This window comes from Rhodococcus sp. BL-253-APC-6A1W (assembly GCF_012843405.1).
Lineage (GTDB): Bacteria > Actinomycetota > Actinomycetes > Mycobacteriales > Mycobacteriaceae > Rhodococcus.
Genome location: NZ_JABAFB010000012.1, coordinates 31,414 through 50,947 on the forward strand (window position 1 = coordinate 31,414; position 19,534 = coordinate 50,947).

At 67.3% G+C, this 19,534-nt stretch carries 19 protein-coding genes, 1 tRNA gene and 1 other RNA gene; 8 read left to right on the plus strand and 13 right to left on the minus strand.

Annotation, left to right across the window (positions count from 1 at the left end; translation table 11 throughout):
- Positions 1–64: 64 nt before the first annotated feature.
- The 4 genes from HF877_RS17915 to HF877_RS17930 all read right to left on the minus strand — a co-directional run bounded on the left by HF877_RS17915 (position 65) and on the right by HF877_RS17930 (position 3,403).
- Positions 65–1,018 carry a hypothetical protein gene (locus tag HF877_RS17915; protein WP_169622554.1) on the minus strand — a complete coding sequence of 318 codons (954 nt, stop codon included), beginning with the start codon at positions 1,016–1,018 and terminating at the stop codon, positions 65–67.
- Positions 1,019–1,116: 98 nt separating this feature from the next.
- Complete coding sequence (gene gluQRS, locus HF877_RS17920; protein ID WP_169622555.1) at positions 1,117–2,055, minus strand: tRNA glutamyl-Q(34) synthetase GluQRS; 939 nt, start codon at positions 2,053–2,055, stop codon at positions 1,117–1,119.
- A 23-nt stretch (positions 2,056–2,078) separates the two neighbouring features.
- Positions 2,079–2,663 carry a TetR/AcrR family transcriptional regulator gene (locus HF877_RS17925; RefSeq protein WP_169622556.1) on the minus strand — a complete coding sequence of 195 codons (585 nt, stop codon included), beginning with the start codon at positions 2,661–2,663 and terminating at the stop codon, positions 2,079–2,081.
- Between the two features lie 74 nt (positions 2,664–2,737).
- Positions 2,738–3,403 (minus strand): YoaK family protein, encoded by a 666-nt coding sequence (locus tag HF877_RS17930; RefSeq protein ID WP_296550908.1) that lies wholly within the window; start codon positions 3,401–3,403, stop codon positions 2,738–2,740.
- A 109-nt stretch (positions 3,404–3,512) separates the two neighbouring features.
- On the opposite strand from HF877_RS17930, the gene HF877_RS17935 reads away from it, so the two are divergent.
- Positions 3,513–4,574 (plus strand): DUF1524 domain-containing protein, encoded by a 1,062-nt coding sequence (locus tag HF877_RS17935; protein ID WP_169622558.1) that lies wholly within the window; start codon positions 3,513–3,515, stop codon positions 4,572–4,574.
- Positions 4,575–4,604: 30 nt separating this feature from the next.
- On the opposite strand, the gene HF877_RS17940 is transcribed toward HF877_RS17935, so the two are convergent.
- Positions 4,605–5,387 carry a TetR/AcrR family transcriptional regulator gene (locus HF877_RS17940; protein ID WP_169622559.1) on the minus strand — a complete coding sequence of 261 codons (783 nt, stop codon included), beginning with the start codon at positions 5,385–5,387 and terminating at the stop codon, positions 4,605–4,607.
- An 88-nt stretch (positions 5,388–5,475) separates the two neighbouring features.
- On the opposite strand from HF877_RS17940, the gene HF877_RS17945 reads away from it, so the two are divergent.
- Positions 5,476–6,459: an ATP-binding cassette domain-containing protein gene (locus tag HF877_RS17945; RefSeq protein WP_169622560.1), complete on the plus strand. Its 984-nt coding sequence runs from the start codon at positions 5,476–5,478 to the stop codon at positions 6,457–6,459.
- A 95-nt stretch (positions 6,460–6,554) separates the two neighbouring features.
- Positions 6,555–7,283 (plus strand): ABC transporter permease, encoded by a 729-nt coding sequence (locus HF877_RS17950; protein WP_296550915.1) that lies wholly within the window; start codon positions 6,555–6,557, stop codon positions 7,281–7,283.
- An 81-nt stretch (positions 7,284–7,364) separates the two neighbouring features.
- Here the strand turns inward: HF877_RS17950 and HF877_RS17955 are convergent.
- Positions 7,365–7,452 (minus strand) — tRNA-Ser (locus HF877_RS17955).
- A 116-nt stretch (positions 7,453–7,568) separates the two neighbouring features.
- Between HF877_RS17955 and ffs the strand changes: the two genes are divergently transcribed.
- From ffs to HF877_RS17970, 3 genes are all read left to right on the plus strand, one after another.
- Positions 7,569–7,663: signal recognition particle sRNA small type (gene ffs / locus HF877_RS17960), an RNA gene on the plus strand.
- 47 nt (positions 7,664–7,710) lie between these two features.
- Positions 7,711–9,000: an aminotransferase class I/II-fold pyridoxal phosphate-dependent enzyme gene (locus tag HF877_RS17965; RefSeq protein WP_169622561.1), complete on the plus strand. Its 1,290-nt coding sequence runs from the start codon at positions 7,711–7,713 to the stop codon at positions 8,998–9,000.
- A 317-nt stretch (positions 9,001–9,317) separates the two neighbouring features.
- The gene (locus tag HF877_RS17970; RefSeq protein ID WP_169622562.1) at positions 9,318–9,899 is read left to right on the plus strand and encodes an HhH-GPD-type base excision DNA repair protein; all 582 of its coding nucleotides are present in this window, start codon (positions 9,318–9,320) and stop codon (positions 9,897–9,899) included.
- Between the two features lie 34 nt (positions 9,900–9,933).
- Here the strand turns inward: HF877_RS17970 and HF877_RS17975 are convergent, their stop codons facing one another.
- From HF877_RS17975 to HF877_RS17985, 3 genes are read right to left on the minus strand one after another with little or no spacing between them, the layout of a single operon-like run.
- Positions 9,934–11,043 carry an LLM class flavin-dependent oxidoreductase gene (locus HF877_RS17975; protein WP_169622563.1) on the minus strand — a complete coding sequence of 370 codons (1,110 nt, stop codon included), beginning with the start codon at positions 11,041–11,043 and terminating at the stop codon, positions 9,934–9,936.
- Positions 11,043–11,897: a hydroxyethylthiazole kinase gene (gene thiM, locus HF877_RS17980; RefSeq protein WP_346765225.1), complete on the minus strand. Its 855-nt coding sequence runs from the start codon at positions 11,895–11,897 to the stop codon at positions 11,043–11,045. The genes HF877_RS17975 and thiM overlap by 1 nt, the downstream gene beginning before the upstream one ends.
- 55 nt (positions 11,898–11,952) lie before the next feature.
- Entirely contained in the window at positions 11,953–12,873 is a 921-nt protein-coding gene (locus HF877_RS17985) for a rhodanese-like domain-containing protein (RefSeq protein WP_169622565.1), read from the minus strand.
- Between the two features lie 122 nt (positions 12,874–12,995).
- On the opposite strand from HF877_RS17985, the gene HF877_RS17990 reads away from it, so the two are divergent.
- Positions 12,996–13,685 carry a GntR family transcriptional regulator gene (locus HF877_RS17990; RefSeq protein WP_169622566.1) on the plus strand — a complete coding sequence of 230 codons (690 nt, stop codon included), beginning with the start codon at positions 12,996–12,998 and terminating at the stop codon, positions 13,683–13,685.
- 34 nt (positions 13,686–13,719) lie between these two features.
- Here the strand turns inward: HF877_RS17990 and HF877_RS17995 are convergent, their stop codons facing one another.
- Positions 13,720–14,364: a PadR family transcriptional regulator gene (locus tag HF877_RS17995; RefSeq protein WP_169622567.1), complete on the minus strand. Its 645-nt coding sequence runs from the start codon at positions 14,362–14,364 to the stop codon at positions 13,720–13,722.
- 178 nt (positions 14,365–14,542) lie between these two features.
- Between HF877_RS17995 and HF877_RS18000 the strand changes: the two genes are divergently transcribed.
- Positions 14,543–16,744, plus strand: a complete 2,202-nt coding sequence (locus tag HF877_RS18000) for a DNA polymerase III subunit gamma and tau (RefSeq protein WP_169622568.1) — start codon at positions 14,543–14,545, stop codon at positions 16,742–16,744.
- A 7-nt stretch (positions 16,745–16,751) separates the two neighbouring features.
- Here the strand turns inward: HF877_RS18000 and HF877_RS18005 are convergent, their stop codons facing one another.
- The 3 genes from HF877_RS18005 to HF877_RS18015 form a co-directional block, all read right to left on the minus strand.
- Entirely contained in the window at positions 16,752–17,132 is a 381-nt protein-coding gene (locus tag HF877_RS18005) for a low affinity iron permease family protein (protein ID WP_169622634.1), read from the minus strand.
- Positions 17,133–17,290: 158 nt separating this feature from the next.
- Positions 17,291–17,926 (minus strand): cysteine hydrolase, encoded by a 636-nt coding sequence (locus HF877_RS18010; RefSeq protein WP_169622569.1) that lies wholly within the window; start codon positions 17,924–17,926, stop codon positions 17,291–17,293.
- A gap of 44 nt (positions 17,927–17,970) precedes the next feature.
- Positions 17,971–19,515, minus strand: coding sequence for a permease (locus HF877_RS18015; RefSeq protein WP_169622570.1), 1,545 nt, complete (start codon positions 19,513–19,515; stop codon positions 17,971–17,973).
- Between the last annotated feature and the right edge of the window lie 19 nt (positions 19,516–19,534).

Here is a 19,534-nt window from a genome sequence, read left to right on the forward strand (position 1 = left end):
ACGTAACCGTGGCGCATCGACAGCGATGTAGCGATGTGTAACGGACGGGCAGAAGACGAGCGGTTCAGGCGACGACCGGACCTCCCGTGGTGATCCGGTAGGCATACGTCGACGCGATGATCGAGACCGGAATGCTGACGAGAAGTCCGAGACCACAGAGCAACGCACCGAGGATGTTGATACCGATCAGCGCCAGCGCCAGCAGGATCAGCGTGCCCGCATTGGATTTGATCGCAGTGAAACTGGATTTGATGGCCGTGATCGCGTCTTGGTTCCGGTCGACGACGAAGGGCATCGCCCACCACGTCAGGAACGCGAAGACCAGTCCGGGCAGGATGCACAGCACGAGACCCACCGAGGTGCCGATCCCGACGAGCAAGCCGGTCAGAATGACCGCGCCGATCGGGCCGACCTGCAGGAACGTCCCGAACGCGGGCTTCCGGCCGTCGACCTCGCTGAGCGCTCCGCGCACGAATGCGGCCTCGATGAGATAGCCGACCACTGCGGTGACCAACGTGCCGATCAGGTTCGTGGCGGAGAAGGCGGTGGTGAACGAGATGTTGTCGGAATCCTGCGTGTAATCGAACCCGTTGAAGATTCCGTTGATCAGGGCCTGGATGACGAAGGCGATGACGACCAGCACGATCCAGACACCTGGATTCGCGCTGAATTTGCGCCAGCCGAAGGAGATCGCGTCGCCCACGCTCAGCCGGGTCGGTCCGGGCGCTCCGAAGCCCCCGGAGCCGAAACCGCCGGGAGGGGGCGGGTAGTTCCCACCGGGTGGGGGCGGGTAGTTACCGCCGGGAGGGGGCGGGTATCCGCCCGGGGGTGGATAGTTTCCGCCGGGTGGGGGTGGGTAGTTGCCGGGCGGGGGATAGTTGCCGGGCGGGGGATAGTCGCCTCCCGACGGAGGTGGGGGATATCCGCCCGGGGGCGGGTAGTTCCCACCCTGCGGCGGATAGGGATCGCCACCCGGATTCTGTGGGTCTTTGCTCGGGTCGTAACCGCCGGTAGTCATCGGTGCCCTCTCCGCAGGAGTGGATGAACGCCTGCTCCACCGCAGAGTACGTGTCCTTCAGCCGAAAAGCACCACTTCGGTCCTCCGTTCACCCCGCCTCACACGCCACGATCGGGATGGAAAACCCACGGCTCGCGGGGCATTCGCGCGGGGTCCCAGCGGTCCAGCAGCAACGGCAGTGTCACGGGTTCACCTGGGTCCGCCAGACGCAGCGACACGGCGATCGTGCCCAGCACGTCTGCCGCGGACCGGCCCGCTGCTTCCTGGTCGGAGAGCGTCACCGCACCGTCCCGCTTCGCGAGCCGCTTGCCTTCCTCGTTCAGTGCGAGCGGCACGTGCGCGTACTGCGCCACCGGGAGGCCGAGCAGGGTGGCCAGATACGCCTGCCGCGGAGCCGAGGTGAGCAGATCGTCTCCGCGTACCACCTGGTCCACGCCTTGGGCGGCGTCGTCGACGACGACGGCGAGGTTGTAGGCGGGAGTCCCGTCGTTGCGGCGCAGTACGAAGTCGTCGACGATCCCGGTGAAGTCGCCGTGCAGGACGTCGTGGACGGTGAACCACTGCTCGGTGGAACGGAGTCGGATCGCCGGTGGGCGATCGGCGGTACGTTTTGCGTTCCGCTGGTCCTCGGTGAGGTCACGGCAGGTGCCGGGGTATGCGCCGGCCGGGGCGTGCGGAGCCGATGTGGCCTGCTGGATCTCCCGTCGCGTGCAGTAACACTCGTAGGTGAGACCGGCACGGGTGAGGCGGTCGATTGCGTCCTCGTACAGACGGATTCGACGGGACTGGTGCACAACCTGACCGTCCCAGTCGAGACCCAGTGCCGCGAGATCCGCGAGTTGCCGTTGTTCGGCGCCGGGGCGGACCCGGTCGAGATCCTCCACGCGCAGCAGGAACCGCCGATCCGTCGAGCGTGCGAACAACCATGCCAGCACGGCGGTCCGGAGATTGCCGAGATGCAGGTCGCCCGACGGGCTGGGCGCGAACCGGCCCGCCCCTGCGGTGGCGGGCTCCGGTCGTTCTGTGGGATGTGACATCGGTGTACTCCGCCGAGCCGGGCTCAGTGCGCGTCCGCGCCGTGCAGGGCGAGCTGGATCTGCGTGTGCAGGGCGTGCGTCAGGTATTCGCGCGGGTAGAGATCCGGGCTCGATGCGGCATCGAGCGCGAGACCGTGCACCGCGGCGAGGAGGAGCGTTGCGCGCGTCTCCGGGTCTGGGGCGCCCAGCCTGATCAATACGGTTGCGATGCCGGTGCGAACGGTGAACAGCGTCGAACTGCGGATCCCGCTCAGCGACGGGGACGTGACTGCGCGGACGGCGAACGCAGCCATCACGTGGACCTCGCTGCCGCGTTGCTCGTCGAGCGGCAGCAACTGGCTGAGCGCGGCGAACAGCGTCCGCGCCGGGTCGATGTCGGGATCGACGTTCGCGAGGCGGGTGAGTACCCGGTCGGATAGGGCGCGGAACGAATAGGCGAGCATCTCGTCTTTCGTCGGAAAGTGATGCTGCACCGCGCCGATCGATACGCCGGCCTCGTTGGCGACTTCGCGCACGCTGGCCGCTTCGAGTCCACTGCGTGCGGCAACTTCGAGCAGTGCCGCAGCGAGCCTGGTGGGGCTGGTGGTGGCGTAGGGGCGGGCGCGCATGGATGCACCGTAGCGGAGCGGGCGACCGTACGAACGTACGGGGATAACGCTCCGCGCCGATCCGGATCTCGCTGTCACGCCGTCTTCTTCACTTCCGGCGAGCGAAGGAACCGCACCGCCACGGCGAGCGCGGCGGCGACCGCGGTCGCGATCCAGAGGGCGTGCAGGCCGAACAGATGATGCGCGAGGGCTCCGAGCAACCCTCCCGCCACCAAGCCTCCCCATCGGCCGAGGTAGGGCAGCCAGCCCCAGCGTGGGCCGCCGAAGAATGCGGACGCTATCTCGTGCCCGATCTTCACGAGCGCACCGGTCATGTAGGTGAGGGCAACGGTTGCCTCGCCTTTGCGCCGGAACACGGAATTCTCGACGCCCATCGCCAGCGTCATCGCCGTCACTGCCACCGGTATCCACCCGGGTATCGCGCTCAGCGAACCGATGGCGAGCAGCACCGCGACGGTGACGAGCACCGCAGTTTTCCGCGTTCTGCGGTCGCGGTCGGTGAGTTCCGCGATGACGCCACCCAGAATCACCCCGATCACGAAGAGGACAACGATGCCCCCGATCAGAGCAGCCGTGCGCCATGAGGCGTCGGCCGTTTCGACGGCGAACCGTGTGGAGTTGCCGCTCATGAAGGAGACGAACACACCACCGAGGGTGATGAACCCGAGAGCATCGACGAACCCCGCAAGTGCCGACAGGGCCACCGTGAGTGCCTGCAGTTCTCTGTTGTTTTCGGGCACGGGGCAATAGTAGGACCGAACCCGTCGCCGGGACCCCGTTGTAACGGCACAGCGTCCGGTCGGCGATGAGCAGGGGGCACCCGGCCTCACCTTTCTCAGGAGTTTCTGCATGGCATCACCCCGCACGTCGTCCGGCTTTCGCGCGCTTGTCGCGGCGACGGTCGCAGGGTTCGTTCTGGTGGGCTGCGGTGGGGTGGAGGAGGACACCGCGTCGGCCGTCCCCGCCGTCGCGGCCACAGACCGGTCGACGACGGAACGGGTCGCGCCGGCCCCGACCACCCCTCCAGCGCCGACCGCGCCGAGCACCGCGCCGCCGGCCGTGTCCGAGGACACCTCGTCGATGTCGGCGGCCCTGTCCCGGTTGACAGAGATACCGATCAAGGGACGCGCCCCGAAGACGGGCTACGACCGTGACCTGTTCGGTCAGGCGTGGAGTGACGATGTGTCGGTCGAGTTCGGGCACAACGGCTGCGACACCCGCAACGACATCCTGCGCCGTGACCTGGTCGACATCGCCTACAAGCCCGGCACCCGCGACTGCGTCGTCGCGTCCGGCACGCTGCACGATGTCTACACCGGCACCACGATCGCGTTCACTCGTGGTCAGGACACGTCCACCGCAGTGCAGATCGACCACGTCGTTGCGCTATCGGATGCCTGGCAGAAGGGTGCGCAGCAACTGGATCCCGAGACGCGCGCGAACTTCGCGAACGATCCACGGAATCTTCAGGCGGTCGACGGTCCCACCAACTCGCGCAAGGGCGACGGCGACGCCGCGACCTGGCTGCCGCCGCATCGCCCGTACCGCTGTACGTATGTCGCACGTCAGGTCCAGGTCAAGGCCGAGTACGGGTTGTGGGTGACTCAGGCCGAGCACGATGCGATGGTCAGAATCCTCACCGAATGTGGCGGCACGGCAACAGGAGTCGCAGCCGGTTCCGCCGGGACCGACACCGCGACGCCGGTGCCGACGACGGTCGCTCCCCAGCCCCAGCTCCAGCCCCAGCCCCTCGCGCCGGCTCCCGCTCCCGCGCCGGAACCTGCACCCGCGAGCGCGTACTACAAGAACTGCTCGGCCGCCCGCGCTGCAGGAGCAGCGCCGCTCTATGCCGGTGAGCCCGGCTACCGGGCCGAGATGGACCGTGACAAAGACGGGGTCGCGTGCGAGTGAACCCCGCGAAACGGGTTGCCGCCCCGGGAGTCACGGCGTGCGTGACTTCCGGGCCTTCTCGATCGTGAGTTCGATCGAATCGAGGAGTCGTTCGAGGCTCGGTTCGAACGGCCCGTCCGGTTCGTCGAAGGCCCCGGCTTCCCAGACACGGGTCATGGTCGGGTAGCGCTCGACGTCGAACCAGTCTTCCCAGAAACTGTTCATCGACATCCAGTACGCGTCGCGGTCGAGTCCGGTGTTCTCCCTGTCCCGGTTCTCCGCGATCGCGCCGCGTGCAAGCCCTTGGACGAAATTGTCCACGACACCGATGATTTCGACGACCTGACGCTCCGTGGTGCCCTCGTCCACGAGGATGCGGAGGCCGGCTTCCTGTGCGTCGAGAACGTGTGGAGCGAGCGGTGCCCGCCACATGTTGGTCTGCAGGATCCAGGGGTGCCGGAGGTACAGGTTCCAGTGCTCGCGCGCGTACGTGGCGAGCGCGGGACGCCACGGGGTGCCCGGTGCCGGCAGGTCGAGTTCGGAGTAGGCGCGGTCGACCATGAGATCGATCAGTTCGGTCCGCCCGGGGACGTACGTGTAGAGCGACATGGCGCCGACGCGAAGTGCGGCCGCGACGCGCCGCATCGACAGTGCGTCCAGTCCGCCCTCGTCCGCGACAGCGATTGCGGCCCCGACCACGTCGTCGCGGGTGAGGCCGGCTTTTCTTCCCCGGGTCTTGGGTTCGGTCGGTGCCCACAACAGCGCGAGACGACGGGTCGCCTCGGCGGTGCGGTCCGATTCTCTGTCTTCTTCGTTCTGCCGGTCGGGCGGCAACGACGATCCTTTCTCCGGGTTTATTTCCGTACATCGTATGATAATCTGTTCCCGCCTATTCCGGTACGACGTACGAATAGAGAATCGGATGATCCGAGCACGCGGACTTACCAAGACGTTCCGTCGCAAGAAGGACACGATCCAGGCAGTGGACGACGTCGACGTCGACGTTGCGGAAGGTGAACTCGTTGCCTTCCTCGGCCCCAACGGGGCCGGAAAGTCCACCACCATGCGCATCCTGACCAGCCTCCTGACACCGACATCGGGCACGGCGACGGTCGCCGGGTTCGATGTCGTCCGCGACCCCGACCGGGTACGCGCCCACATCGGTTACATCGGACAGGGCAACGGCGGTGGCTACTCCTACAAAGTGCGCGACGAGCTGTACAACCAGGGCCGGTTCTACGGCCTGCCCGCACGCCGATACCGCAGCCGCGCTGCGGAACTCATCGAGGCGCTGGAACTCGGTGGGCTCGAGAAGCGCGGCATCCAATCACTGTCCGGCGGCCAGAAGCGCCGGTTGGATGTCGCACTCGGTCTCATGCACGAACCGCCACTGCTGTTTCTCGACGAACCCACCACGGGTCTGGACCCACACAGTCGAGCCAATCTGTGGGAGCACATCCAGGAACTCCGCCGGCGCACCGGTATGACGATCGTGCTCACGACGCACTACCTCGACGAAGCGGACAAGATGGCAGAACGAGTGGTGGTGATCGACCACGGCCGGATCGTCGCCGACGCGTCGCCGGGCGATCTCGAACGCGAGTATGCCGACGACGTCATCACCGCACGCGTCGCCTCGCCGGCCGTACTCGACGCCACCGAGGCGGCCGGGCTCGTCCGCCGGGCTCTCCCGCCGGACATCGGAGCCGTGGACACCGAGGTCTCGGGCGATGTCGTCACCGTCGTCATTGCCACAACCCACGGCGCCGAGCGGCTTCCCGCCGCGCTCGAAGCGATGCGTCTTGCCGGCCTGGCGGTGCTGTCCGCCTCGCTCACGCAGGCGAGCCTCGACGACGTCTTTCTCAACCTGACCGGTCGCAGCCTGCGAGAGGAGATCGCGTCGTGAACGTGCAGACCGACGTCCCACCGGTTCGTTCCCGCCCCGCCGACGTAACGGCACCACGGGCTGGGGCCGCAAAATTCACCGCCGACACCGCAGCGGTGTTCATCCGCGAGATACTGCTGCTGCTCCGCGACCCGTTCAGCCTTACGTTCTCGCTGCTGCAACCCCTCGTGTTCCTCGCGCTCTTCGGCCCGCTCCTCACGGGTGCACTCGGCGTCGGGTCCACCGCCGAGACGTTGCAGTGGTTCGTGCCCGGCGTGATCGTCATGATTGCGCTGTTCGGCACCTCGATGACGGGTTCGAACCTGTTGTACGAATTGATGACGGGATCCTACGAACGCGTACTCGCGACCCCGCTGTGCAGGTCTTCACTTCTCGTGGGACGAGCGCTGAAAGAGTTCGCGCCGCTCATGATTCAGGGTCTGCTCATCGTGATCGTGTGTGTGCCGTTCGGTTTCGAGTTGTACCCGTTCCATGTACTTGCGGGACTGGCGCTGCTCGGTGTGTTCGGAATCGGGGTGGGCGCACTGTCCTGTGCGCTTGCCCTCGCCGCCCAGAACCGCGAGTGGATGTTCTGGACCGTGCAGCAGACTCTGTTGTTCCCGCTCCTGATCCTGTCGGGAATGATGCTGCCGCTCGATGCGGGCCCCGCATGGATGCGGACGGTCGCGCTGCTCAACCCGCTGACCTACATCGTCGACGCCGAACGGGCGTTGCTCGGAGGTGCGGTTGCCGATCCGGCTGTCGCACGCGGCGTCCTTGCGGCAGTGCTGACCTGCGTGGTGGGGCTCGTCGTCGGGATCCGCCGGACCCGCCGAACCGTATAGCTCCGAGGTTCCCGCTACTCCGGAGTCCACCGGATGCAGAAAACCCCCGCGGGCCGCTTTCGCGTCCCACGGGGGTTCCTGTGGCGGAGGATAGGGGATTTGAACCCCTGAGGGCGTTAACCCAACCCGCGTTCCAGGCGAGCGCCATAGGCCACTAGGCGAATCCTCCGTGGGGAAGCATAGCGAATGTCCGGCCATAGTTACCAAACGGGCAGGTCGAACTACGGATTTCCGCCCCTGGGAGGGGGGTGGTGCGCGGCGTGCCGTACGTCCTCTACACTTGCCGATGGATCCCGCGCGGCGCGCATCCTGTGAACTCCCCCAGGGCCGGAAGGCAGCAAGGGTCAACGGGCTCTGCCGGGTGCGCGGGGTCCTCTTAATCTCCGCCGATGCCCGTGTCACCGTGCACGGTGAAAGGTCCTTCCGCATGCCTAGGCAGACCCAGTTCGGGTTGATGAGCCATGAGGAACTCGTCGCAGAGCACGAGCGCCAGTCCTCGAATTACGAGCGCTTGAAGACCGAGAAGCTGACGCTGGACCTGACGCGCGGCAAGCCGTCGCCCGAACAGCTCGACCTCTCTGCGGAGTTGCTGTCGCTGCCCGGGCATGACGACTACCGCGATGCGAACGGCACCGACACCCGTAACTACGGCGGTCTCACCGGCCTGCCCGAGCTGCGCGCGATCTTCGGCGAACTGCTGAACATCCCCGCCGAGAACCTGCTCGCGGGCAACAATGCGAGCCTCGAGATCATGCACGACCTCATCGTCTGGTCGATGCTGCACGGTACGGTCGATTCCCCCCGTCCCTGGTCGCAGGAGCCGGTGGTCAAGTTCCTGTGCCCCGCACCGGGGTACGACAGGCACTTCGCGATCAGCGAGTCGCTCGGCATCGAGATGATCCCCGTTCCGGTGCGCGACGACGGACCCGACGTGCGGCTGATCGCCGATCTCGTCGCGAACGATCCGCAGATCAAGGGCATGTGGACGGTGCCCACCTATTCGAACCCGACCGGCGCGGTGTACAGCGAGGACGTCGCACGCGAACTCGTGTCGATGCCGACCGCGGCACCCGACTTCCGGATCTTCTGGGACAACGCGTACGCGGTGCATCCGCTGACCGAGAACCTGGCCCCGGCGATCGACATTCTGGGACTGGCCGCGCAGGCCGGACACCCCAACCGGGTCTTCGCGCTGGCGTCGACGTCGAAGATCACGTTCGCCGGGTCCGGTGTCAGCTTCTTCGGTAGCTCCACCGAGAATCTCGCGTGGTACCAGAAGCACCTCGGCATCAAGACCATCGGCCCCGACAAGGTCAACCAGCTCCGGCACCTGCGCTTCTTCGGCGATGCGGCGGGCGTGCGAGCCCACATGGCCAAGCATCGCGAGATCCTCGCGCCGAAGTTCGCGCTCGTCCGCCGCATCCTCGAGGATCGGCTGGGTGAGTCGAAGGTGGCGTCGTGGACCGACCCCAAGGGTGGCTACTTCATCAGCCTCGATGTCGTGGACGGCACCGCCAAGCGGGTTATCTCGCTCGCGAAGGACGCCGGCATCGCACTCACCGGTGCGGGCTCCGCGTTTCCGTACAAGAATGATCCCGACGACAGGAACATCCGGCTCGCGCCGAGTTTCCCGTCACTCGGTGAACTCGAAAAGGCCATGGACGGCGTCGCGACATGCGTCCTGCTCGCCGCCACGGAGAAAGCGCTCGAGGCGTAGCTCCACCGGCTCGACGACGGTCGGCGTCCGCCGCAGACCGCGTGCCGGTCTCCGCCGGTGCCGGGGTCCGAACGGAAAGGCCCGGTTCACGCTTGTTCCCAAGCTGTGGACAACCCTGTGGAATTCCGGTGGACCGAACGTGGACAACTGCGAGCGCAGCGCTCTGACCTGTGGTTCTCGGAGGGGCCTGCGAATTCCACACCCTGTGAGAAATGTCCGTTTCTGCGCGGCGTGGTTCGGTACGGTGCTCGGAGCCGGTCTAAGGCCGTCACGCCGGGCTGTGGCGTCGGCTGGGCCGACCGGGGCATGATCGACCCATGGACGCAACGCTGAATCTGGTGGGAGACCCCGACGCCGACGCTCTGCTCTCGCAGAATCCGGCGGCGCTGCTCATCGGGATGCTGCTCGATCAGCAGGTCCCCATGGAAACCGCGTTCGCGGGCCCGAAGAAGATCGCGGATCGGCTCGGCCGGCTCGATGTCCATGAGATCGCCGCGATGAAACCCGACGAGTTCATCGCGGTGTGTGCGCAGCCCCCCGCGGTGCACCGGTTCCCGAAGTCGATGGGGGAACGTATCCAGTCGCTGTGCACATACCTCGTGGAGCACTACGACGGCGACGCCACCGCGCTCTGGACCTCCGGTGAACCGGACGGCAAGGAAGTGCTGAAGCGGCTGAAAGCGTTGCCGGGATACGGCGACCAGAAGGCACGCATCTTCCTCGCGCTGCTCGGCAAGCAGGTCGGTGTGGAGCCGACGGGCTGGCGAGCAGCGGCGGGCGCCTACGGTGACGAGAATTCGCGCCGGTCGATCGCCGATGTCGTAGATCAGCAGTCGCTTCTCGAGGTGCGTGAGTTCAAGAAGGCGGCCAAGGCCGAGGCGAAGGCCGCGAAGAAGTAGCCCGGCTGGGTCACCGGGCTACTTCGTTGCGAGATCAGAGTTCGCGGAACCGCGGGATGAGATGCTCCGCGACGTGCTTCGCCTCGTCGATCAGCGGCCATCCCGCGAGGATGAGGGTGGTCAATCCGGTTTCGTCGCGCAGCGTGCGCACATGCCCGGTGATCTCGTCCGGTTCGCCGACGTAGTACACCGCCGACGATCCGGTGGCGAAGATATCCAGCGGCGACCAGGCGGTGATGCCCGCGTACAGACCGTCGCCGAGGTACAGGTCCTCGGGCTCGGGCAATTTGCCGGCGTTGATCGTGTCGACCCAGCCCTGTCGCTGCGCGTCGCGAGCGGTGAACGTCTCCAAGGTCTGCTGACCACCGGTCCGGCGGCGCACCGCATTGTCGAGCACCTCGCGGATCCGCTCGATCCCGGTCTTCTCGAACAGCGAGCGGAACCGGTCGAGCGCCTCGGCGCGATTCGGGCGCACGATCACGCCCGACAGGCCACCGAAGTCGCTGAACTCGCGCCCCTCGGCGGCAGCGGATTCGCGCGCTGCGGTGAACTTGTCTCGGACGAAAGCGTTTTCGCGCAGCATCACCAGGTAGGCGTCGAGCACCTTGCCGGAGTTCTGCAGGCCGGCGGGGGAATCGCCTGTGCCCCAGAGGGGCACCGTGTGCCCGGTTTCGGGCGGATCGATCCGCAGCGGGGTGTTGGGAAAGTTCGACTCCGTGCCTTCGGCGTAGATGCGGCGGAAGTCGGCCCAGTACTGCTCACCGAGTTCGTAACGCCGATCGTGCTCGACGTTCATGTCGTACTTGGTGAGGATGTTCTCCCGGCCGTTGACGGAATTGATCATCAACCGGCCACCGCTGAACGCGTCGAAGGTCAGCGCCTTTTCGGCGAGGAGCCGCGCGGGTGTCATGTTGGCGTAGACCGCGACGAGGAACTTCATCCGGCTGGTGTGCGCCGCGGCCCACGTGGCGGAGATGAACGGGTCGTTCGGCCAGGTCGCCACGAGCGCGCCGTCGAAGCCGCCGTCGTCGATGGTCTTGGCCAGCTCGATCTGTCGCTGCCCGTCGACCGGGTACAGCCCGTCCGGGCTCCAGGGATAGTCGCCGTCCGCCTGGGTGAGATACCAGAAGGTCTTGATGCCCATCAGTGTGCGTCCTTCGTCGGGAGATCGAGAGTGTCGATGCGTGCGCGGGCGCGAAGCGCCGCCGCATCGACGGTGAACAGTGCGTCGAGGTAGGCCACCGCGAACGAACCGGGACCGGTGGAGTTCTCCTCGGCGATCTCCGACGCGACCGCGACGTGGGTGTGGGCGGCCGCGAGGCCGATCAGCGGCGTCGGAGCAACCGCGAGGTACGCCGCGACCAGGCCGCCGAGCGAGCATCCGGTGGAGGTCACGCGGGGGAGCATCGCGCTGCCACCGCCGATGCGCAGTCCGGTGATCTCACCGTTGCGGTCGCGGCCGACCAGGTAGTCGATCGGCCCCGACGCGGACACGGCGTCCGCGTGCTCGAGCAGAGCCAGCGCGGCAGGCAGGGCGGCTGCGGCCTCGTCGGCACTGTCGACACCGCGGGTGTCGCCGCCGAGTCCGGCGAGCGCGATGATCTCGGATGCGTTGCCGCGGACCGCGGTCGGCCGGAACTTCAGCAGATCCGCGGCGAGACCGGTGCGCCAGGACAGGCCGCCGACCCCGACCGGATCCAGCACCCATGGGGTGCCGGCATCGTGTGCGGCTTCGGCGGCGCGGGTGAAGGCGACGGCGGTCCCGTCGTCGGGCGTCCCGAGGTTGACGAGCACACCGCCGGCGATGCGCGCGAACTCTCCGGCTTCGTGTGCGTTGTCGATGTGCGCGTTGCTGGCGCCGGCCGCGAGCAGCACGTTGGTGAGGAAGTTTGCGGAGACGATATTGGTGAGCGACTGCACCAGCGGCACTCGCGCGCGGAGCGCGTCGAGGGCAGAGACGAGATCGTCGACGGTGGGAGCATTCGTCGTGGTAGTCACAGAAATCCTGTCGGAGAAGGGCATTCGGGGCAGGGTCAGGACCGGGGACATCGCGTCATGCGTCGCCCTTCCCTTCCGTGACGGTCGATTCGGTCGCGGTCGTGCCGGTGACCATGGGCAGGGCGGGATCTGCGGCCCACTCCTCGAGCGACCCGTCGTAGACCGTGATGTCGTCGCGTCCCGCCCGGACCAGCGCGAGCGCGACCAGGCACGCGGACACGCCACCACCGCAGTAGAGGATCACCGGACGTGCAGCGCCGGCGAGTGCCGCATCGGCCAGTTCGGCCACGTGCGACGCGGACCGCAGGGTGCCGTCGTCGAGCAGGCTCTTGGCCGAGAGGTTGAGGCTTCCCGGGATGTGCCCGCGACGCGCGTAGCGGGTGGTCGCGGTGCCTGTGAACTGCTCGTGGTCGAGGGCGCAGACCAAAGTGCCGGGGTTGTCTCCTCGGACGACGCCGATGACGTCCTCCCGATCGCGCCACAGTCCGCGGTCGGTCAGGTCGGTACGGATTCCGGTGGTGTGCCGATCTGCGGCGTCGCCGGTCTCGACGGGAAGGCCGAGCGCGGTCCAGCGTGCAAGACCGCCGTCGAGCACGCGGGCAGGGATGCCGACGTTGCGCAGCATCCACCACAGGCGGGAAGCCCACGTCATGCCGCCGTCGTCGTAGACGACGATGTCGGCGCCGGGAGCGACTCCGAGTTCGGCCAGGGCTCGGGCGAGTTCGTCCGGAGTCGGGCGGGAGAAGTGCAGGGTGGGATGGCCGGCGCTGAGATCTCCGAGCAGATCGGCGTGCACCGAACCCGGCAGATGGGCGCCGCGCCAGGCTGCGTATCCGGATTCGGGGCGGTAGTCGCCGTCGAATCGCGGCTTGGGGAAGGACACCGTGGCGTCCAGGATCGTGTAGGTGCCGACGTCACGTGCCAGTGTTTCGGCGCTGATCAGCACCTGCTCGGAGGGTGAAGCCTGGTCGGGCACGCGTTCGTCCTTTCGTGGAACTCGTTTGCGACGCTAAACGACCACGAGCGTATACGCAAGTATTCGTGTGTCATCAATGGCATAATCGGCGGACACACCGGGATCAGCACACGGGGGCACACATGACCGAGCAGGACACTGCGGCAGAGTTGGGGAGTTCGCTCCTCGTAGTGCCGCCGACCGGGCGCGACGACCAGACGTCCAAGCAGTACCTGCGTCTGCGCTCGGACATCCTCGCCGGCAAGTTCCCGCGGGGTGCGGCTCTGCACGAGACTCAGCTCAGCGAGACGTACGGCGCGTCGCGCACGCCGATCCGGGAAGCGCTGAACTGGCTCGCCCACGACGGTCTGCTGGAACGCGCGAATCGCGGTTTCCGGGTGCGTTCGGGCACGCCCGAGGACGTGATCGAGATCTACGCCGCGCGAGTGGCGCTCGAGTCGGAGGCTGCGGGTGCCGCTGCCATCCGGCACACCGACCTGGATCTGGCCCGTCTGGAGCGACTTCACGACTCGTGTTGCCATGCGACGGGCGAGGTCGCGGTGCGAACGGGAAACTTCCGGTTCCACGAGGCGCTGTGGCAGGCGGCGCACAACTCCACGATCACGGCGCTGCTGGTGAGGTTGACCACCCAACTCCGGATCTACGATTCCGGCCCGCCGTCGAACTACGGCGAGCCCGACCTGCTCAACGACGAGCACGCCCAGATCCTCGACGCACTCCGGGCGCGCGACGAGACCGCGGCCCGCGAACACATGCGCGCGCATCTCGAGCGCAGCCGGGAGCAGCGCATCCGGATGTTCGCGGGGAGCTGAGCGCAGGCCGCGTCGAACTCGGTCACCGTCGAACTCAGTCGCTCTCGGGCGACGCGGTCGTACCGTCGTCTTCCGCCAGAATGCGGTAGAGCGCCTTCTTGGCATCGGTGAGCACCTTGTGGGCCGCGGTGACGTCCGCGTCGGTCCCGGTCACGGCGACAGACCGTGCCGCGTGCTGCAACCCGTGCAGGGCTGCACGCAGGTCCGGTGTCTCAGCTTCGCGGGTGTGGCCTTCGAACGGGTCTGTGGGGACGTTCTCCGGGTCTTCGACGAGAGCGCGGCCCTCGTCGGTGAGCGAGACGAGCTTGCGTCCGCCGTTCTTGTCGACGACGACGAGTCCTTCGTCCTCGAGTTGGGCGATGGTCGGGTAGATGGCACCCGGGCTGGGCCGCCATGCCCCGCCGGTGCGTTCGGCGATGGCCTGCATGAGCTGGTAGCCGTGCATCGGCTCGTCGGTGAGCAGCATCAGGACGGCGGCGCGCACGTCGCCGCGCTGAGCACGGCCCCTGCGTCCGCCGCGGGGTGGGTGTCCGCCGCGATGCGGCCGGGGATGAGGCCCTCCTCCGGGGTGTTGCGGCGTGCCCCGCTGCGGACCGTCCGGACGGAACGGGCCGTCGGGGAAGAAGTCGTGATCGTGTCCGGCGCGACGCGCGCCGTGGGGGAATCCGTGGATGCGCATGAGGTGCACTCCCTTCCTGTGGATACGATCAAGATAGAACGCGATATATCGTTACGTCAAGGGTCGGATATGAACTGACCCACGCAACGCCTCTCCCGCGCGGCCGGGACCAGGGGATGTGCCGGCGACGCGGAGACCGACCTGCTCATGTGTCGGCCCGCGCCGGTACTCTCGGCGCGTGGCCCTGTACCGGAAATATCGACCCGCGACCTTTGCCGAGGTGGTGGGGCAGGAGCACGTCACCGTTCCCCTCGGCACCGCCCTGGATACCGGCCGTATCAACCACGCCTACCTGTTCTCGGGTCCGCGCGGATGCGGCAAGACATCGTCCGCCCGCATCCTTGCCCGTTCGCTCAACTGCGAAAAGGGACCGACATCCACGCCGTGCGGTACCTGCCGGTCGTGCATCGCGCTCAGTCCGGGCGGGGGAGGCAACCTCGACGTCACCGAACTCGACGCCGCGAGTCACGGCGGCGTGGACGACACCCGCGAACTCCGCGACCGCGCGTTCTATGCGCCGGCCGAGTCGCGCTACCGCATCTTCATCATCGACGAGGCGCACATGGTCAGCACGCAGGGCTTCAACGCCCTGCTCAAGATCGTCGAAGAGCCGCCCGAGCATCTGATCTTCGTCTTCGCGACCACCGAGCCCGAAAAGGTGCTGCCGACCATCCGGTCGCGTACCCACCACTATCCGTTCCGGTTGCTCGCTCCCACCGCCATGCGCGGCTTGCTCGAAGAGATCTGCACGCGGGAGAACGTCCCGGTCGCCGACGCGGTCTACCCGCTGGTGATTCGTGCCGGGGGCGGTTCCCCACGCGACTCGCTGTCGGTGATGGATCAGCTGCTGGCCGGTGCCGGACCGGAGGGCGTGACCTACGAGCGGGCCCTGTCGCTTCTCGGCGTCACCGACGTCGCGCTCATCGACGAGGCAGTCGATGCCCTCGCGGCCGGAGACGGCGCGGCGCTGTTCGGCACCGTCGAGAAGATCATGGACGCCGGTCACGACCCGCGGCGATTTGCCGTCGACCTTCTCGAGCGGTTCCGCGACCTGATTCTCATGCGCACCGTCCCCGATGCTCCCGAGCGCGGCCTGATCGACGTTCCGGGTGACGTCCTCGAGCGGATGCGCGACGAGGCGTCGCGGATCGGACCGGCCACGCTCACCCGCTACGCGGAGATCGTCCACGCCGGACTGGGGGAGATGCGAGGTGCCACCGCGCCGCGTCTGCTGCTCGAAGTGATGTGCGCCCGCATGTTGCTTCCCGCCGCCTCCGATACGGATTCGGCTGTGCTGCAACGACTCGAACGGCTCGAGCAAGGCATGGTCGCGGCGCGGCCCGCCGCCGCACCGGCCCGCGGCACCGCTCCGGAACGAGAGACGCCGGCAGATGCCGTCGTCCCGCCGCAACCGGCGGGAGCGCCGGACGAGGCCGCGACCCGATTCCGGCGGCCGTCCCAGCGCCAGGCGACGCCGCCTTCGCAGCCCGACACCACGGTCCCGGCATCCCCGCCTGCTCCGTCCGAGCCCGACCCGGTGTCGCCCCCCGTGCGGGACCGACAGCCGGCCCCGCCGGTTCCCGCGCAAGATGCGGTCCGGGCCGGAGACAGCCCGTCCGGCACGCCGGAACCCGACGCCGTTCCGGAACCCCGGCGTACTCCCGAGCCGGATCCGGCTGCGGCACAGCCGCTGTCGCCGGAGGTGTCCGAGGTCCCCGCGCCGGTAGCGGCAGGACCCGACGCCGCCGCGATCCGCGCGGTGTGGTCCGAGGTCCGGGCGAAGGTGCGAGACCGCAGCCGCACCGTCGAGGTCATGTTGTCCGGTGCGACGGTGCGCGAAGTCGACGGTAACCGCGTCGTCCTCGTCCACGACTCTGCGCCGCTGGTCAAGCGACTGGCCGAGCCTCGCAACGCGTTCGTGATCGCCGCCGCCCTCGGCGACGTCTTCGGCGGCACGTTCGAAGTCACATGCCTGCACGGGTCTGCACCGGCCGCCCCGGTCACAACCGCTCCCGCACAAGCACAGTCGAAGCAGTCCGGGCAGCCTCGCTTTTCCCGTCCGAGCCAGGCGAAGCAGACACCTGCCCCCTCCCCGGCGCCGTCCGGACCGCAGGGGTCTCCGCAGAATGCCTCCGCGGCGCCGCCCGACGACGACATCCCGCCGCCCGAAGCGCCCGACCTGCCCGACGACCCCGGACTCGAGCCGGGCTACGTGCCGCTCCCGCCCCCGGACCCGTCTGTGGTGACACCCGAGGACGTCGAGCAGATGTTCGCCGAGGCTGCCACCCCGGGCGATCCCTCGGCGCGGCGCGACCCCGAAGATGTCGCGATCGAACTGCTCGAGGACATCCTGGGAGCGAAGCGACTCGACGAGAAATAGCGGCGGGTCAGACACCTTCCTTGGTCTCGAGTCCCACGGCCCGCTGCAATTCCTTGCGATCCTTGGTCAGCTCCGGCCGCTGATCGGCGAGTTGTTCCATCAGATCGGCGAGCGCGTCCGCGATGGCGTTGAGCTTGTGCTGAACGGCGTCGTCGGACCGCTTCTGGGTGTTCTGCAGCAGGGCCACCAGGAGAAACGTGATGATCGTGGTGGCGGTGTTGATGATCAGTTGCCAGGTGTCGATATTCCCCAGCACGAGGAACGACGGCGCCCACACGAGCACGAGGACGACGCAGAACGCAAAGAACCATGCGTGCGCCGTGAGATCCCCGACCCGGGTGGCGAAGCGGTCGAAAATCGACAGCCGGCCGGACACCGCGGACGGCATCCGGGGATTGCGACGGGTGGTTTCTGTTGCGGACACGGCGCCTCCTGACATGCGAACTCGATCTCGCGGTTACCCGTTTCCGGTCCGTCGAACCGCCCGCGGGGCGGTTCCACGGAACTGGGAACACCGCGGAATCGGTCCGGAGGTGAGCCGCCACGTCACCCCGGCGACACCGTGCTCCAGAACGATTCGAGCTTTTCGGCGGTGACTACGGTGCCGAAGTTCTGTGCGACGACGGAGACGGACGCATCGTGTGCGGCTCGGCTGTATGTGGCGGCGCAGTCGTCGACGAGCGAGACCCAGTACTCGTGGAACAGCGCGCTACGCAGGCTCGACTCGACGCAGATTTCTGTAGCAACGCCCGTGAACAGCAGCGAATCGATCCCGAGGGAACGCAAGGTGAGGTCGAGATTCGTGCCCACGAATGCGCTGAAGCGGTTCTTCGTGACCACCACGTCCCCTGAGCGCGGCGTCACGCCGTAGTAGTCCGCCCCGGCGGTTCCTGTACGGCAGGTGATACCGGTGCGGGCCGTGTCGGGGCCGTCCCCCACCCTTCCGAGCCACTGGCGGGTGTCGGTGGTCTCGTCGTGTTCGGTACGTACGAAGATCACCCGTACCCCGGCCGTCCGTGCCGTGGCGATGAGTTGGTTCAGCCTCGGCGTCATCGCGACCGCAGCGGTGACGTCGAAACCCGCGTGCGCCAAGGAGCCCTCGGGGGAGCAGAAATCGTTCTGCATGTCGATGACGACCAGTGCGCACCGCGCCGGATCGTAGCGAAACGGGACGGAGTCCATGAGTATGCCTTTCGTCTCGAAATCTATGGGTGCGAAGTGTTCGGTTACCAGATGACGACCGCGACCCCGGTGGCGAGCAGAAGGCTGGCCATGACGGGCACGACGAGGTGGCGCACCAGTTCTGTCACCGGTATCCGGCAGAATCCGGCGACCACGACCAACGACGACCAGATCACCAAGGTCCCGCCGCCGGTCCAGGTGGCGCCGTTCTGCGCGATCGCAGCCAAAGTCGCAGTGTCCATGCCCGATTGCGGGGCAAGCGCAGCAGCGAGTCCACCTGTGAGCGGAAGGCCCGCCCATCCCGAACCGTCGAGTCCGATCGCCATGCCGATGAAGAGCATGCTGAAGGCTACGAATGCACCGTTGTCAGGGATGTACGGCTGCACCATTTCCACGGTGTCGAAGAGGAACGCAGGCGGCGTGACGTCTTCACCCAGGCCGAGCACGGCACCCGAGTAATCGGGAATACCGATGTACACGAAACCCGCGATCGGGAGGATTATCCCCATGGCCTTGAACGCGTAGGACAGGCCGTCGATGAAATGTGTGGCGCAGAATTCGAGAGCCTCGGACCGGCGGGAGGTGATCGTCACGAGCGCCATTAGCACGAGCGCTGCGCCGCCGACGAGTGATGCACCCGCGCCGTCTTCCCAGGGCACGAGATCGGTGAAACGCCCGACGAGCATGTAGACAAGTACCGCTGCAAACGCCGCCGGTACGCCGATAGCCCACGCGCGGGTGAGTTGCGGGCGATCGGTGAGTCGTGTGCCGTCGTCCTCCATGCCCGGAAGTTCCACCTCGAGGACGTCTGCGGAGGTGGCCGACCCGGCCGGACCGGACGTGTCGGTGAGGCTTCGTTCCGGTCCGCCACCGGACGGTGCTTCGGCGGGCGCATTTCCGGAGCCGCCTTCGGCGTCGTCGCTTTCGCCGTCCGGTTCGGCGTCGGACATCGCGCGCGCTCGCATCTGGGGGCGCACGGTCAGCATGTACGCGAGCACTGCGGCGGTGAGTCCGACGACAAGTGAGATCACCAGGGCACGGTCGGCGATGTCGTCGGCGGGGACGCCTGCGCCACTTGCGGAAATAGAGGGTGCCAGGCCGATCACGTAATCGGACGCGATGGACATTCCCTGTCCGGAGATCGCGAGGGCAACGGCGGCGCCGAGCGGTGGCAGGCCGACCTTGAGCGCGGCGGGGAGAAGAACCGCACCGATCAGGGCCAGTGCCGGGGTGGGCCAGAAGAACAGCGAAAGGAGATACGTGAAACCGAACAGCACGATGTACGCGACGCGGCCGTTCACCATCCACCGGCTGACAGGACGCACCATCAGGTCGTCGGAGCCGATCGCGCGCATCGCTGCGAGGAGCGATGTCACGGCAGCGATGACGATGAAGATCTCGAACAGTGCGGTACCGGCTGTGATGGTTGCCCGGAAGACCGACATGATCGCGTTCGGGACGCTCCCACTGAATGCGAAGGCCGTCGCCAACGTCGCGACTATCGCTGGGATCATGACGTTCTTGCGTAGCGCCATCGCCACGATCAAGGACGCGAGGCCCAGCAGAAACACGAGGTGCGCAGCGGTCACGTACGGCTCCTTCTATCGA